Source organism: Tabrizicola soli, from assembly GCF_015999335.1.
GTDB classification, from domain to species: domain Bacteria; phylum Pseudomonadota; class Alphaproteobacteria; order Rhodobacterales; family Rhodobacteraceae; genus Tabrizicola; species Tabrizicola soli.
Window position 1 is genome coordinate 134,130 of sequence record NZ_JAEACP010000006.1, and the last position, 15,180, is coordinate 149,309.

Here is a 15,180-nt window from a genome sequence, read left to right on the forward strand (position 1 = left end):
ATGAAACCTGAAGTGATCGAGCATGTCTGGATCCCGATGCGCGATGGCTGCCGGCTGAGCGCCCGGCTCTGGCTTCCCGGCGGGCTGTCCGGGGCCAAGGCGCCCGCGGTGCTGGAATACATCCCCTACCGCAAGCGCGACGGAACCCGTGGCCGGGACGAGCCGATGCATGGCTTCTTCGCCGAGAACGGCTTCGCCGCGATCCGCGTCGACATGCGCGGCAGCGGCGAGTCCGAGGGCCTGATGGCCGACGAATACCTGGCGCAGGAGCAGGAGGATGCGCTGGACGTGATCGCCTGGATCGCGGCGCAGCCCTGGTGCTCGGGCGCGGTGGGGATGATGGGCAAAAGCTGGGGCGGGTTCAACAGCCTGCAGGTGGCCGCCCGCCGCCCGCCGGCGCTGAAGGCGATCATCACCGTCTATTCCACCGACGACCGCTTCCGCGACGACATCCACTACATGGGCGGCTGCCTGCTGACCGACAACCTGTGGTGGGGCAGCATCATGCAGGCCTATCAGGCCCGCCCGCTGGATCCCGCCGTGGTGGGCGAGGGCTGGCGGCAGGACTGGCTGAAGCGGCTGGACGCGATGCCCTTCTTTCCGGCCGTCTGGACCGGGCACCAGAGCTATGACGCCTACTGGCGCCATGGGTCCGTGCAGGAGGACTGGTCGGCGATCCAGTGCCCGGTCCTTGCGGTCGGCGGCTGGGCCGACAGTTATACAAACGCGGTTCCGCGCCTCTTGCAGAACCTGCGGGTGCCGCGCCGGGGGATCATCGGCCCCTGGGGCCATGTCTACCCGCAGGATGGCGTGCCCGGCCCCGCCATCGGCTTCCTGCAGGAGGCGCTGCGCTGGTGGCGGCACTGGCTGGCGGGCGAAGAGACCGGCGTGATGGACGAGCCCATGCTGCGCGCCTATGTGAACGACGCGGTTCCGCCCGTCGGCTCGCGCCCCCACCAGCCCGGCCGCTGGGTGGCCGAGGCCGAATGGCCCAGCCCGGAGATCGGCTTCCGGGACCTGCGCCTTGGCAGCTCCGGCGAACTGGCGCCCGCGCCGGGGACCGGGGCGAAGTTGGCGATCCGCTCGCCGCTCTGGCATGGCACCGCCTCGGGCGAGTGGATGGCCACCGGCTGCCCCGGCGAGATGCCGATCGACCAGCGCGTCGATGACGGCGCGGCGCTTCTGTTCGAGACCGCCCCGCTGACCGAGCCGCTCGAGGTGCTTGGCGCGCCGGAGATCGAATTGCTGCTGGCCGCCGATGCCCCCGTGGCGCAAGTGGTGGTGCGGCTGTGCGACGTGCTGCCCACGGGCGAGGTGCTGCGGGTCAGCTTCCAGGTCCTGAACCTGACCCACCGCAACGGCCATGCCCGGCCCGAACCGCTGGTTCCCGGCCGGTTCGAGACGGTGAAGGTCACGCTGAACGCCTGCGGCCACCGCTTCGCGCCCGGCCACCGGATCCGCGTCGCGGTCGCCACCAGCTACTGGCCGCTGATCTGGCCCGCGCCGACCCTGGCCACCCTGACGCTGGACACGGCGGGCTCGGTCCTGCGGCTGCCCTGCCGCAGGGGCGGGGACGGCCCGGTCGCGATGCTGCCCGCCGTCCACGGCACCGATGCGCCGACGACCCGGGTCGATCCCGGCCGCATCGCCCGCTGGTCGCGGATCGACCACCTGACCGGCGAATCCGTCTATGTCACCGAGGGCGAGGGCGGCCTGTTCGGCGAAGGCATCCTGCGCTTCGACGAGATCGACACCACCCTCTCGCACAGCCTGCGCCGCGAGTTCCGCATCCGGCCCGACGACCCGCTCTCGGCCAGCTACCGGCTGACTCAAAGCTACGAGATGGGCCGAGAGGGTTGGCGCAGCCGGACCGAGACCGAGACCCTGATGACGGCCGGGGCCGGGAGCTTCACCCTGACCTGCAAGATGAAAGTGCAGGAAAACGGTGAGACCATCTGGACGCGCGACTGGTCCGAGACGGTGCCGCGCGTTCTGATCTGACCCGCGGGCACCCTTCCCCGGCGGCAGGTGCGCCGGGGAAGGGTGCGGCCGGAAGGGCCGGATCCCGTGCTCCGAAAGGGGGCAGGGGGCGAACCGGCGCCGGGCGGTTGCCTTTTCCGCCCGCCGGCCTAGGATTGCGCGGCATCCGCGTCGGGATGTCCTTTTCGGACGGGCTGGGACATGACTGCACTTTCCAATCTCCCGGCCCTCTTTCCCCTGCTGGTCGGCTTCAGGGCAAACAATGTCTGAGGGTTGCCGGATCGCCTGAGGCGCATGGCAACCCCGATCCGACCCGAGCCCTTGATTGCCCCTGCGCCACCCTGCGGGGGTGCGTGCTTTCCTGCAGGATCCGACATGACCTTATGGACCACCCTTGCCCGCGCCGGGACGGCGTCGGGAGATGACATCCTCTTGCGCCAGCGCGGCCCGATCTTCGAGATCCGCTACAACGGGATCGAGCTGATGTCGAACCTCAACCACCAGTCAGAGGACCAGCTGGCCCTGCGCAGCCTGCGCCGGATGGACTTTCGGGCGCAACGCATCCTGATCGGGGGGCTGGGGCTTGGCTTCACCCTGCGCGCGGTGCTGGACCTTGCGCCCGCCGCTGCCCGCGTCACCGTCTGCGAGCTGATCCCCGAGGTCGCGCAATGGGTCCGTGGCCCGCTCGCGCATCTGGCCGGGAATCCGCTGGACGATCCGCGCACCGACCTGCTGGTCCAGGATGTGCAGGCCCATCTGGCGCACAGCCGGGCCGCCTATGACCTGATCCTGCTGGACACCGACAACGGCCCGGACTGCCTTGTCCGCAGCGGGAACACCGGGCTCTACAGCGACTCCGGCCTGGCGATGGTCGCCGATGCCCTGACCGAGGGCGGGCTGGCGGTCTTCTGGTCCGCCACCGCCTCGCCGGGGTTCGAGCGCAGGCTCTCGGCCCGTCCCTGGGCCTGGCTGCGCGAGGAGGTCGCGCTCGTGCCGGGGCGGGTGGATGCGATGCATCACATCTACAGCTGCAGCCGCGACGCGGGTCTCCTGGGGCTGCGCAAGGCTGCCTGAAACCTGCCTGAACCTGTCGGCACCGGCAGGTCAGCGCACATCCATTGCGACAGGGGGGCGTTGCGCGCAGGGTCCCCCCGTCGACTTGCCTTCGACCGGGGCGTAGAGCACCGGCACCGGGCGCGGCGGCAGGGCCGTCCCGGACTCGCGCAGCGCCGCGTCGACCTCGCGCCAGACCGCATCGCGGCAGTCGAATTCCTGGTCGAACCGGCCGACCCAGTAGCGCAGCGCATAGCGGACGCCATCGGGCTCGATCGCCTGGATCCGCACGTCGGGCGGGGGCGATTGCCGGATCAGCGGCGCGTTCCGCAGCGCCTTGCGCAAGAGATCCGCGCCCTCGGCCACCGGCGTGGCATGGCCCAGCGTGATCTCCACCTGCACCCGGAACTCCGGGCTGGGTGCGCTGTAATTGACGATCCGCTGCCGCGAGATCTGGCTGTTGGGCAGGATCACATAGGTGGAATCGCGCGTCAGAAGCCGCGTCGTCCGCCAGCCGATCTCGATCACCCGTCCCCGCGCCAGCCCCTCGATATCGACCCAGTCGCCGATCCTGAACGGCGCCTCGAGGCCCAGCGCGATCCCCGACAGCGTGTCCGCAACCACGTTGCGGATGGCAAAGCCGAACAGCGCCAGCGCCACGCCCGAGCCCGCCAGCGCGCTTCCGGCGCTGTGGCCCAGCATCAGCAGGATCCCCGACACGATCGCGGTCAGGTACAGCAAGGCCGAGACGAGATCGCGCAAGAGCTTGGGCACCGGCCGGTTGCGCGGGCGCAGCCGGGTGAAGAGCAGGTTCGCAAACCGGCTGAAGAGCCAGGCGACGCCGACATAGGCCGCCATCTGCAGGGCATTCTGTCCCTGGGGGCCAAAGGGCGCGACGTCGAACCGCCTGCCCGCCTCGGCCGCCGCAAAGCTCAGCCCGGCGATGCCGAGCAGGCTGAGCGCGGGCGCGATCAGGGGGCGCAGCTTCTTCATGGCTCGCTCGGGGGCGGGCGCAGTATGGCGTCGCCCTCGTCGCGGCAGGTGGGACGGGGCGGCATCCCGCGACCGGGGGACATGACCCCGGCCCCGGCAGGTCCGAACCGGGCCCGGCAGGAGGGGCAGCGCCCGGCGGCGGCGCGGGGAACGGCGGCGCCACATTCGGCGCAGTGGGAGGGGATCAACCGATGCAGCACGGCATATTCCTTATGGTTCCGGGCCAGCGGTCGCATGGGCGACCCGCAGGAGCATGAGGGGGGAGACGCGGATGGCGCGGGAACGCTCAGCCGGATGCAGGCCCGGCCGTGGCGCTGTCGGGCCCGACCGCCAGCACCCGGATCTCGCCCGCGACGCCGCTGCCGTCGAGCAGACGCATCCGCTGCCCGACCCGCATCCCGATCAGCGTGACGCCGGCAAAGGTGCCGACATGCAACTGGTTGCGCCGGCGGTCGGCATAGTCGAAGTGATAGAGGATCCGCGTTTCCGGCCGCCGTTGCCCGATGGCGAAGGTCACGCAAGACGTTCCCGTCACGACATCGGGCGGCAGCTGGTCCGGGTCCAGGATGGCGGCATCCAGCATCTTCGCGCGGATCAGACGCGCCAGCCGCATGAGCAGCGGGCTGCCCAGGCTCTCGGCGCGGCGGCGGTGTTCGTTCAGCCGCCAATAGTCCGTGCGACCCAGGATCGAGCGGATCGGACGCAGCGCGGCGACCTCGTCCGCCGCGGCGGCCGGGTGGCAATCAGGAAGATTGCCCGCGCCGGACGGCTGCGGGACTTCGGGACGGCAATGCATGACGACTCCTCGCGGACCCTGTCCGCCGGCTGACCTCGACCTGGATGGAAGGTGCCCCCGGGGAGAGGCGTCAGCAGGCGACGGCCTCTGCCCGGGGCAAGGTATGGTTCAGCAGCGAACCGGAGAGGATCCGGAACCTGACCAGAGGAACGCTCGTCAACATGGCTTCAAGGTAGGCTTCCGGCGGGGCGAAAACAAGGCTGCCGGCCGGAACGGGGGAATAGACCGGGACTGTCGCCTTTCCGGCACAGCCCCGGGCGATCAAAACCCGTATTGCTCGCGCGCATAGCCGCCGAGGCCCACGGCATCCAGCCGCGACAGGGGGGCGAGGAACGTCACCTGGATCACCCCCGGCGCGCGGCCGATCTCGATCGCGCCGTTGACCGTGGCGCGGTTGCGCACCTCGGGCACCGTCATGCCCAGGAGTTTCGCGGCGCGCTCCAGCCCGTTGGCAATCGCGTCGTTCAGGTTCGCCGCCGTGCCGATGACGCTGACCGGGGCCATGGGTTCAAGCGCGCCCACCCCCCATTTCTCGGCCAGCCGTGCCCCCTTGGCGCGTTCGGCCGCGGTGAAGGGGCGGGCCATCGGCGGCAGGTCCTCCTCCAGCGGGAACAGCACCGGGCCGTCGAGCGGGTAGTTCTTCACCACCTCGACCTGCAGCGTCACGCTGCCCGCCACATCCATCGTGTGGCCCGCGATCTCGCCATCGCCCTGGCCGGCGTGCATGTCGCCCATGTAGACGCCCGCGCCGCGCACCTTGACCGGGCAGATCAGGATCGCGCCGGGGCGCACGGCGTCGATATCCATGTGGCCATCGGTCTTGTGCTGCGCCAGCTGCTCGGCGGTGATGCCATAGGCATGCGGCGCGCCGACCAGGAAGGCGCCGAAGTCGCCGGCGTTGTGGCTGTCGGGCATGGCCATCGAGGGGCAGGTGCCGAGCTGGCCCAGAAAGGGCCGCATCCGCACCAGCGTGCCCGGCATGTCCGAGGGCGCGAAAGTCAGGATCGAATGCTGGCGGCTGCCGTCGGGCAGGGCGGCATAGTGGTTGGCGTCATGCGCGATGGTCTCGGCCGCGGCCCTGGGCAGGGTCAGGCCCACGGCGCGGGTGTCGTCGAAGGTCACGGTATAGCCGTGGACGATTTCGAACGGCTTCACCGCATTGCCGCATCTGTCGCATTTCACCGCGTCCTGGCCGATGCCCTCGACATGGGTCTCGGGCCAGACCGTGTCGCAGACCGGGCAGCGCGCGGCGACATAGGGGTCGCCCAGGCAGAACCCCTCGGGCGAGCTGTCGTGGCCGGATGCGGTGGCGATCGAGGTCACGGTGATGTCGCGGATGCGGATGGCGATGCCGTCGCCGGGTTCGGCCCCGTTGACGAAGACGGGGGTGGTGACCTCGTGCCCGCCGCGCAGGCGCGGGGTGATCATCGGGCCCCAGCAGCCCGGCGCGGTATTGGCGATGATCGTGCCGCCGTTCTCCACCGGCCCCAGCATCGGCGCGGCGGGGTCAAGGACGCTGTTGGTGAATTCGGATACGACGACGCTGCGGCGCGGCGCTGCGGTGCTTCCATCCGGCATGACATCCTCCTGGTTTCGACCTGCGGTCCGAGAGTAGACCAGGGAGGCAGAGATGCAACCCCGTCGCCAAAGGGGTCCGCGCCTCCCGGTGCCCTTGTCAGGGTCTCGTCAGCGTCTCGCGGTAGCGGTGCCGCCGCCCGGCCTCGGCGCGGGCGATCTGCACCGCCTCGGCCGGAGAGACCGCCGTGAAGCGCAAGAGGTCGCGCGGGCGCAGCTGCACCATGGCGTCAAGGTCGCAGTCCAGCACGGTGGCGATCTTGGGATAGCCCCCGGTCGTCTGGTGGTCGGCCAGAAGGACCGAGGCCACGCCATCCCCCGCCACCTGCACGGACCCGCGCAGGATCGGTTCCGACAGCATGTCGAGTGCGGCTTCCGGGGCGATCTGCGGCCCCGCCAGCCGGACGCCCATCCGGTCCCAGGCCTCGGTGATCCGCCAGGGGGCGTGCAGGAAGGTGTCGATCGTCCCCGGCGTGAAGAAGCGGTCCTGCGGGCCGATCGTCACGCGCAGGTCGTGCCTTGGCCGTGCGAAGACGGGACAGGGAAAGGCGCCCTCGCGCGTCGCCCGCGTCCCGGCGACCGTCCAGACCTGTCCGGCCGCCAGCCTGCCGCCGCCGAAACCGGACAGGGCATGCGTCGCGGCATGTCCCAGCCAGAGCGGGCTTTGCAGGGCGCCTGCGAAGGCCAGATAGCACCAGCTGCCCCAGTGGCCGGGGCGGATCGCCAGCTTCTCGCCGGCCCGCAGCGTGGCGATGGTCCAGGAGCCGCGCTTCTGCGCGGCGTGGTCGAGGATGAAGCCGCCGCCGGCGACGGCGAAGCCGACCTCGCCCGACCGGCAGGTCAGGACGAGGCCGCCGAGCGAGACCTCGATGGCCGGGGCGTCCGGCGGGTTGCCGAGCGCCAGATTCGCCGCAGCGAAAGCCTGCCGGTCCAGCGGCCCCGAGGCCGGCACGCCAAAGCGCATCAGGCCGGGGCGGCCGGCATCCTGCACCGAGACATGCGGGCCGGCGAACAGGACCTCCAGCACGGCGTCAGTCATTTCGTCCGGCCTCATACTCCGCCCGCGAGATGCGCCGGAACCGCACCGGATCACCGACATCGAACAGGAAGGGCCGGGCGGGATCGCGGGTCAGGATGCGGGTCGGCGAACGGCCGATGATCCACCAGCCGGTCGGCATCGTGATCGTCGAGACCAGGCATTGCGGCCCCGCGATCAGCACGCTTCCCGCCGGCACGCCGCGCAAAGCCGCCGCCTTGCGCGGCATGTGCAGGGCCTCGGGCACGCCTGCGAGATAGGCATAGCCCGGCGCGAAGCCGTACATGTAGACCTCGTAGCGTCCCGCAAGATGCGCGGCGATGACCGCTTCGGGGGACAGCCCGGTCGCCCTGGCCACCTCGGCCAGATCGGGGGAAAGGTCGGCGTCATAGCAGACCTCGACCTCGCGCGGGGTCGGGCTCCGGGGGGCAAGGGGTTGATCCAGCAGCGTTCTCGTATGCGCCTCGACGGCGGGATGGTCGGTCGTCAGCGGGTCGAAGCGGATCAGAAGGCTGGCATAGGCCGGGACCGCCTCGCGAAAGCCCGCCGAAGGCGCCGCGGCGAGTGCCGTGTCGAGCGCGAGGACGCGGGCGTGGACATCCCGGTCGATCCTTTCGCCGAACTCGACCAGAAGGCTGTGCTCGGCCACCGGCGTGAAACAGGGGAAGGCCCGGTGCATCAGGTCAGGAAGGGCGCCAGGGACACGCCGGCCGCCTGCAACCGCGCGCGGATCGCCTGCGCCATGTGCAGCGCGCCGGGGCTGTCGCCATGGACGCAGATCGACTGTGCGGCCAGGGGGATCGGCTCGCCGCCGATGACCGGCATCAGCCCGGTTTCCAGAAAGCCGATCAGCCGCTCGGCCGCTTCGTCGGCGTCGTGCAGCACCGCGCCGGGGCACGCGCGCGGCGCCAGCCGGCCGTTCGGCAGATAGGCGCGGTCGGCGAAGATTTCCGAACAGACCTCGATCCCCGCCGCCCTTGCCGCCCGCTCCAGTTCCGTGCCCGAGATCGCCAGGACCGCCATTCCCTTCGGCACCGCCGTCAGGATCGCCTCGGCCACGGCGCGGTCGTCGGCGGCCAGATTGCCCAGGGCCCCATGCGGCTTGACATAGCGCACCCGCGCCCCCGCGAGCCCCGCCACCCCCGCCAGCGTGCCGATCTGCGCCGCGACCATGCGCGAGATCTCGGGCGGGGACATCGGGATGACGCGCCGCCCGAAGCCGATCGGATCGGCATAGCCCGGATGGGCGCCGATGGTGACACCCCTCTCCGCCGCAAGGCGCAGGGTCGCGAACATCGTCTCGGGATCGCCGGCGTGGCCGCCGCAGGCGATGTTGGCCGAGGTGACGACATCCAGCATCGCCGCATCGTCGCCCATCTCCCAGGGTCCGAAGCCCTCGCCCAGGTCGGAGTTCAGGTCGATCCGCATCATGTCTCCGGCTTGTTGGTGGCGCGGGTCAGAAGGACGATACCCGCGTCGCTGCGGGTCATGATAGGTGAATCCGCTGCGGTTGACACGACGTTCCTTCATCAGGACCGGCAATCCCATGGCGGCTTCGCTATGGGGCTTCGAAGCCCTGCGCATCTCCTGGACTGGATGTATCGCGGCGAGATCGAGGCCGCGATCCTTTGTGATCCGCAATCGGCGCGCAGGCCGCGGGCGCGGCCGCTTCCGGAAGAGGTGCTGTTGCTGATCGGCCCGCCGGGGATTGCGGCCTTGCGCGCCATGTTCCGGGCGAGGCCGACAGCTATTCACCCTGGAATCGCGGATTGGAAGCGGGCATGGCTCGACCATCCTGCCACTGGCGCCGATCCACGGGGGTCTGGTGACGATGCCGATGCGACCGCTTGTCCTGTCCTATTCCACGGTGCCCCGCCTCGCCCGATTCGGGAGCCAGATGATCACCTGCAATGTCGCCCTGATGGCGAGGCAGGGGTCTGGCCGCTCTGCTGTCGAGGACCGGAAAGGATAACTTGCCTTGCCCTGCCTGCACCCTGGCCCCGGTGACGGGGCGCGGAGAGATGCCCTAGCGGAACCCATGGCATTCGGCGCGAGAACGTGGTTGATCAGGCAGGTCCGGGTCCCGCGGGTGGCTGGTGACCGGGACCTTGCGTCTGCTGCTGATCAGGATTGACAGGACATGAGCGACTTCGATACCGCGCTGCGCGATTTCTCGGCCGTCAGCGCCACCGCAATCACCAAGGCGGAACATGCCGGCCGGCTGGACCGGCTTGCGGCGGCGATGCGGCAGGGCGGGGTGGATGCCGTCTGGCTGGATGCGGCCTCGTCGCTGACCTATTTCACCGGGCTGTCCCTGCATCCGTCCGAGCGGATCCATGGCGCGCTGGTCCGCAGCGACGCGTCGCTGGTCTACATCACCCCGAATTTCGAGCGCCCGAAGCTGGAAAGCATGTTGCGCCTGCCCGGCGGCATCGCGGTCTGGGAGGAGCACGAGGATCCCTTCGCCCTTTTTGCGGCGCAGGTGAAGGGCCGGCTGGCGCTGGACCCCGAAACGCCGTTCCGCTTTGCCGATCGCATCGCCGCGCAGCCGGGTCTGTCGGTCACGGGGGCCGAGCAGATGATCTCGGCCCAGCGGCGGGTCAAGTCGGCGGCCGAGCTGGCGATCATCCAGACGGCGATGGATGCCAGCTACCGTGTGCAGAAGGCGGTCCATGCCGGGCTGCGCCCCGGCATGAAGGCCAGCGAAGTGGCCGATTTCATCGCCGCCGCCCATGTCGCGCTGGGGATGAGCCCGGTTTTCGCGGCGGTCCAGTTCGGCGAGGCCACCGCCTATCCGCACGGCGTGCCGCATGACCAGGTGCTCGCCGGCGGCGACATGGTGCTGGTGGACATGGGCGCGCGCCTGCATGGCTATCATTCCGACATCACCCGCACCTATGTCTTCGGCCCCTCGACCGCCCGCCAGCGCCATCTGTGGGATTGCGAGCGGCGGGCCCAGCTGGCCGCCTTCGCCGCCGCCCGGCCCGGAACCCCCTGCGAGACGGTGGACAAGGCGGCCCGCGACGTGCTGGAAGCGGCAGGTTTCGGGCCGGGCTATGCCGTGCCGGGGCTGCCGCACCGGACGGGGCATGGCCTCGGCCTGAACATCCACGAGGCGCCCTGGATCGTGCAGGGCGACAAGACGCCGCTGGCTCCGGGCATGTGCTTCTCGATCGAACCGATGCTCTGCGTCTATGGCGAATGTGGCGTGAGGCTCGAGGACATCGCCTATATCACCGAATCCGGCCCGCGCTGGTTCTGTCCCCCCGCCGAGCGTCCCGACGCGCCGTGACGCCCATGTCTGCGCAAGCTGCCCTCGCGGCCTCCGTCCGGCCTGAAAGGTCCGGATCGGGCTTAAAAATTTTACCGAGAGCAAAAACATGTTGTAGGGGTGCGCGATATGCACTTGTATGCCGCCGCGACCAAGGGGGTGGGCGAGACGTGAATGGCGGCATGACGAAAAGGCGCTCTGCGATGCCGGTCGCCCTGGGCCAGCGGATCCGCAAGCGGCGCCAGCAGATGTCGATGACCCTGCAGGAGCTGAGCCGCGCCTGCGGTGTCTCGGCCAGCTATCTCAGCCAGGTCGAGCGCGACAATGCCGTGCCCACGTTGGGCACCCTGGCCGAGGTCGCCGCCGCGCTGGATGTCGGCATCGACCATTTCATCGCGACGCCGCGGCAGGTGGACAGCGTGACCCGCGCCGACGAGCGGCCGCGTTTCTCGGTCGCCGGGAACTCGGTCGTCTACGAGCGAATCGGCGCCGACTTTCCGGCGCACGAACTGTCGTCCTTCGTGCTGAACATTCCGCCGCACTACCGCTCCGAGACCGTCCAGCATTCGGGCGAGGAGATCATCTTCGTCCTCGAGGGCGAGATCCTGCAGATGGTCGACGGTCAGAGCTTCCTGCTGCGCACCGGCGACAGCATGCATTATCTGGGCCAGCAACCCCATTCCTATTCCAATCCGGGCGACGGGCCGGCACGGCTTCTCTGGATGGGAAAAATGGCGCATCCTGCGACTCCGACGACTTTCGCACCGTTGCAGGGCAGGGGCGTGCAAGGCACCGATTCCGAAACCGGCCCGCCCGACAGCGCGCTGGCCTGGTAACCATCCAAGATGGCTGTACGATTTCCAAACCACCAAAAGGGAGCACCCAACGTGAAACGACTTTTCATTTTTGCCTCGGCGCTGGCGATGAGCGCCGCCATGGCCGAAGCCAAGACCTTCGTCTATTGCTCGGAGGCGTCGCCCGAGGGCTTCGATCCCGCTCCCTACACCGCCGGCGGCACCTTCGATGCCTCGGCCCATCCGGTGTTCAACCGCCTGACCGAGTTCAAGAAGGGCACGACCGAGGTCGAGCCCGGCCTGGCCGAAAGCTGGGAAGTGTCGGAGGACGGCACCGTCTACACCTTCAAGCTGCGCCAGGGCGTGAAGTGGCAGTCGAACGAGAAGTTCACCCCGACGCGCGACTTCAACGCCGATGACGTGATCTTCTCCTACGAACGCCAGGCCAAGGCCGACCATCCCTGGCACCAGTATATCCCCGGCATCACCTACGAGTATTACACCTCGATGGCGATGCCCGAGCTGATCAAGTCGATCGAGAAGATCGACGACTACACGGTGAAGTTCACCCTGAACCAGCCCGAGGCGCCGTTCCTGGCCAACATCGCCATGCCCTTCGCCTCGATCGTGTCGCAGGAATATGCCGATGCGCTGATGGCCGCCGGCACGCCCGAGGACATGAACAACCTGCCGATCGGCACCGGCCCGTTCAAGTTCGTGGCCTATCAGAAGGACGCGGTGATCCGCTTCCAGAAGAACCCCGACTACTGGGGCACCCCGGCCATCGTCGATGACCTGGTCTTCGCGATCACCCCGGATGCCGCCGTGCGCCTGCAGAAGCTGAAGGCCGGCGAATGCCACCTGATGCCCTATCCGGCCCCGGCCGACATCGAGGCGATCAAGGCCGACCCGACCCTGAAGCTGGACGAGCAGGCCGGCCTGAACGTCGGCTACCTGGCCTACAACACCACCATGGCGCCCTTCGACAATCCGGCGGTCCGCAAGGCGCTGAACATGGCGATCAACAAGCAGGCCATCGTGGATGCGGTGTTCCAGGGCGCGGCGGTGCCGGCCAAGAACCCGATCCCGCCGACCATGTGGTCCTACAACGACTCGATCCAGGACGACCCCTACGATCCGGAAGCCGCCAAGAAGATGCTGGAAGAGGCGGGCGTCAAGGATCTGTCGATGAAGATCTGGGCGATGCCGGTGCAGCGTCCCTACATGCCGAACGCCCGCCGCACGGCGGAACTGATGCAGGAAGACCTGTCCAAGATCGGCGTCTCGGTCGAGATCGTCAGCTACGAATGGGGCGAATACCTGGCCAAGTCGATGGAAGCGGGCCGCGACGGCGCGGTGATCCTGGGCTGGACCGGCGACAACGGCGACCCGGACAACTTCCTGTCGGTGCTGCTGTCCTGCGATTCGGCCGGCGAAGGTGGCGCGAACCGTGCCTTCTGGTGCAACGAGGACTTCTCGAAGCTTCTGAAGGATGCCAAGGTCACCGCCGACCCGGCCGAGCGCACCGCGCTTTACGAACAGGCACAGGTGATCTTCAAGGAGCAGGCGCCCTGGTTCACCATCGCGCACTCGACCCAGTATGTGCCGATGTCGGCCAAGGTGTCGGGCTTCGTGATGAGCCCGCTGGGCGACTTCACCTTCGAGACGGTGGACATCGCCGAGTGATCGGCCCATCCAGTTGAAACCTGACGCGCGGGGGCCTCTGTCCCCGCGCGTTCTGCAAGGGCAAGGGCCTATGCTCCGCTTCATCCTTTCAAAGCTTCTGTATCTGGTCCCGACCTTCCTGGGGATCACGATCATCGCCTTCAGCTTCGTGCGCATCCTGCCGGGCGATCCCGTCCTGCTGATGGCGGGCGAGCGGGGCGTGACCCCCGAACGCCATGCCGAGCTTTCGGCGCAGCTGGGCTATGACAAGCCCCTGGTGCTGCAGTATTTCGACTTTCTCGGCCGGTTGTTGCAGGGCGATTTCGGCAACTCGCTGGTGACGAAGAAGCCGGTGCTGACCGAATTCCTCAGCCTGTTCCCGGCCACGGTCGAGCTGGGGCTTTGCGCCATCCTGATCGCCACGCTGATCGGCGTGCCGGTGGGCGTGCTGGCCGCCATCCGCCGCGGCAGCTGGTTCGACCAGGTCTCGATGACGGCGGCGCTGGTCGGCTTCTCGATGCCGATCTTCTGGTGGGGCCTTCTGCTGATCATCTTCTTCTCGGGGATGCTGGGCTGGACGCCGGTCTCGGGCCGCATCAGCCTGCTGTATTTCTTCCCCAACGTGACCGGCTTCATGCTGATCGACAGCCTCCTGTCCGGGCAGGAGGGGGCCTTCGCCTCGGCGCTCAGCCACCTGATCCTGCCCTCGGTCGTGCTGGCCACCATTCCGCTGGCGGTCATCGCGCGCCAGACCCGCTCGGCCATGCTGGAGGTGATGGGCGAGGATTACGTCCGCACCGCCCGCGCCAAGGGCATGCCGCCCTACCGCGTGATCGGCATCCATGCCCTGCGCAACGCCATGATCCCGGTGATCACCACGATCGGCCTGCAGATCGGCGTGCTGATGGCCGGGGCGATCCTGACCGAGACGATCTTTTCCTGGCCCGGCATCGGCAAATGGATGATCGATTCCATCGCGCGCCGGGATTACCCGGTGGTGCAATCGGGCCTCCTGCTGATTGCCGCGCTGGTGATGATCGTGAACCTGCTGGTCGATCTGACCTATGGCCTCATCAACCCGAGGATCCGCGTCAAATGACCGATATCCCCCCCACCGCCGCGCCGGTCAGACTGTCGGACGCTGCAATCCGCCGCCGGATGATCGCCGAGTTCTGGTTCTACTTCAGCCAGAACCGCGGCGCCGTGATCGGCCTCGTCGTCTTCCTTCTCCTGGTGGCCGTCGCGGTCTTCGCCTCGCTGCTGGCGCCGCATGACCCGACTGTGCAGAACCGGGCGGCCCTCCTGGTCCCGCCGGTCTGGCAGGAGGGCGGCAGCGCCTCCTACCTCCTCGGCACCGATGCGGTGGGCCGCGACATCCTTTCGCGCCTGATCTTCGGCGCGCAGTATTCGCTGTTCATCGGCGTCGTCGTCGTGTCGATCGCGCTGGTCGGAGGCATCGTCATCGGCCTGCTGGCCGGCTTCTTCGGCGGCTGGGTCGACAGCGTCATCATGCGGGTGATGGACGTGATCCTGGCCTTCCCGTCGCTCTTGCTGGCGCTGGTGCTGGTCGCGGTCCTGGGGCCCGGCCTGACCAATGCGATGATCGCCATCGCCATCGTCTACCAGCCGCATTTCGCCCGCCTGACCCGGGCCGCCGTCATGTCCGAGATGCAGCGCGAATATGTCACCGCCGCCCGCGTGGCGGGGGCCGGCAACCTGCGGCTGATGTTCAAGACGATCCTGCCGAACTGCCTGGCGCCCCTGATCGTGCAGGCCACGCTCTCCTTCTCCTCGGCCGTGCTCGATTCCGCCGCGCTGGGCTTTCTTGGCATGGGGGCGCAGCCGCCCGCGCCGGAATGGGGCACCATGCTGGCCGAGGCGCGCGAGTTCATCCTGCGCGCCTGGTGGGTCGTCACCTTCCCCGGCCTTGCCATCCTGATCTCGGTGCTGGCGATCAACCTGATGGGCGACGGGTTGCGCGATGCGCTCGACCCCAAGCTGAAGCGGAGCTGACATC

At 68.8% G+C, this 15,180-nt stretch carries 13 protein-coding genes; 7 read left to right on the forward strand and 6 right to left on the reverse strand.

All coding sequences use genetic code 11. The features are described from left to right. A complete protein-coding gene (locus I7S92_RS07085; protein WP_197642792.1) occupies positions 1 to 2,001 on the forward strand; it encodes a CocE/NonD family hydrolase in 2,001 nt (666 codons plus the stop codon). A gap of 354 nt (positions 2,002 to 2,355) precedes the next feature. Then, the gene (locus I7S92_RS07090) at positions 2,356 to 3,054 is read left to right on the forward strand and encodes a spermidine synthase (RefSeq protein ID WP_197642793.1); all 699 of its coding nucleotides are present in this window, start codon (positions 2,356 to 2,358) and stop codon (positions 3,052 to 3,054) included. A gap of 30 nt (positions 3,055 to 3,084) precedes the next feature. Here I7S92_RS07090 and I7S92_RS07095 read toward each other — a convergent pair whose 3' ends face one another. The 6 genes from I7S92_RS07095 to I7S92_RS07120 all read right to left on the reverse strand — a co-directional run bounded on the left by I7S92_RS07095 (position 3,085) and on the right by I7S92_RS07120 (position 8,864). Continuing rightward, positions 3,085 to 4,026: a mechanosensitive ion channel family protein gene (locus tag I7S92_RS07095; RefSeq protein WP_197642794.1), complete on the reverse strand. Its 942-nt coding sequence runs from the start codon at positions 4,024 to 4,026 to the stop codon at positions 3,085 to 3,087. Between the two features lie 286 nt (positions 4,027 to 4,312). After that, positions 4,313 to 4,822 (reverse strand): GreA/GreB family elongation factor, encoded by a 510-nt coding sequence (locus I7S92_RS07100; RefSeq protein ID WP_197642795.1) that lies wholly within the window; start codon positions 4,820 to 4,822, stop codon positions 4,313 to 4,315. Between the two features lie 261 nt (positions 4,823 to 5,083). Next, a complete protein-coding gene (locus tag I7S92_RS07105; RefSeq protein WP_197642796.1) occupies positions 5,084 to 6,400 on the reverse strand; it encodes an acetamidase/formamidase family protein in 1,317 nt (438 codons plus the stop codon). A gap of 97 nt (positions 6,401 to 6,497) precedes the next feature. After that, positions 6,498 to 7,436, reverse strand: a complete 939-nt coding sequence (locus I7S92_RS07110; RefSeq protein ID WP_197642797.1) for a 5-oxoprolinase subunit C family protein — start codon at positions 7,434 to 7,436, stop codon at positions 6,498 to 6,500. Beyond that, on the reverse strand, positions 7,429 to 8,112 hold the full coding sequence (locus I7S92_RS07115; protein WP_197642798.1) for a 5-oxoprolinase subunit B family protein: 684 nt from the start codon (positions 8,110 to 8,112) through the stop codon (positions 7,429 to 7,431). Before I7S92_RS07115 ends, I7S92_RS07110 begins: the two co-directional genes overlap by 8 nt. Continuing rightward, positions 8,112 to 8,864 (reverse strand): LamB/YcsF family protein, encoded by a 753-nt coding sequence (locus I7S92_RS07120; RefSeq protein ID WP_197642799.1) that lies wholly within the window; start codon positions 8,862 to 8,864, stop codon positions 8,112 to 8,114. Before I7S92_RS07120 ends, I7S92_RS07115 begins: the two co-directional genes overlap by 1 nt. Before the next feature lie 709 nt (positions 8,865 to 9,573). On the opposite strand from I7S92_RS07120, the gene I7S92_RS07125 reads away from it, so the two are divergent. The 5 genes from I7S92_RS07125 (at position 9,574) to I7S92_RS07145 (ending at position 15,176) form a co-directional block, all read left to right on the forward strand. Then, positions 9,574 to 10,725 (forward strand): M24 family metallopeptidase, encoded by a 1,152-nt coding sequence (locus I7S92_RS07125; RefSeq protein ID WP_197642800.1) that lies wholly within the window; start codon positions 9,574 to 9,576, stop codon positions 10,723 to 10,725. Between the two features lie 182 nt (positions 10,726 to 10,907). Further along, on the forward strand, positions 10,908 to 11,540 hold the full coding sequence (locus I7S92_RS07130; protein WP_242070101.1) for a cupin domain-containing protein: 633 nt from the start codon (positions 10,908 to 10,910) through the stop codon (positions 11,538 to 11,540). Positions 11,541 to 11,639: 99 nt separating this feature from the next. Further along, a complete protein-coding gene (locus I7S92_RS07135) occupies positions 11,640 to 13,184 on the forward strand; it encodes an ABC transporter substrate-binding protein (RefSeq protein ID WP_277922951.1) in 1,545 nt (514 codons plus the stop codon). Positions 13,185 to 13,254: 70 nt separating this feature from the next. After that, positions 13,255 to 14,262, forward strand: a complete 1,008-nt coding sequence (locus I7S92_RS07140) for an ABC transporter permease subunit (protein WP_197642802.1) — start codon at positions 13,255 to 13,257, stop codon at positions 14,260 to 14,262. After that, positions 14,259 to 15,176 (forward strand): ABC transporter permease subunit, encoded by a 918-nt coding sequence (locus I7S92_RS07145; RefSeq protein ID WP_197642803.1) that lies wholly within the window; start codon positions 14,259 to 14,261, stop codon positions 15,174 to 15,176. Before I7S92_RS07140 ends, I7S92_RS07145 begins: the two co-directional genes overlap by 4 nt. The last annotated feature ends 4 nt before the right edge of the window (positions 15,177 to 15,180 follow it).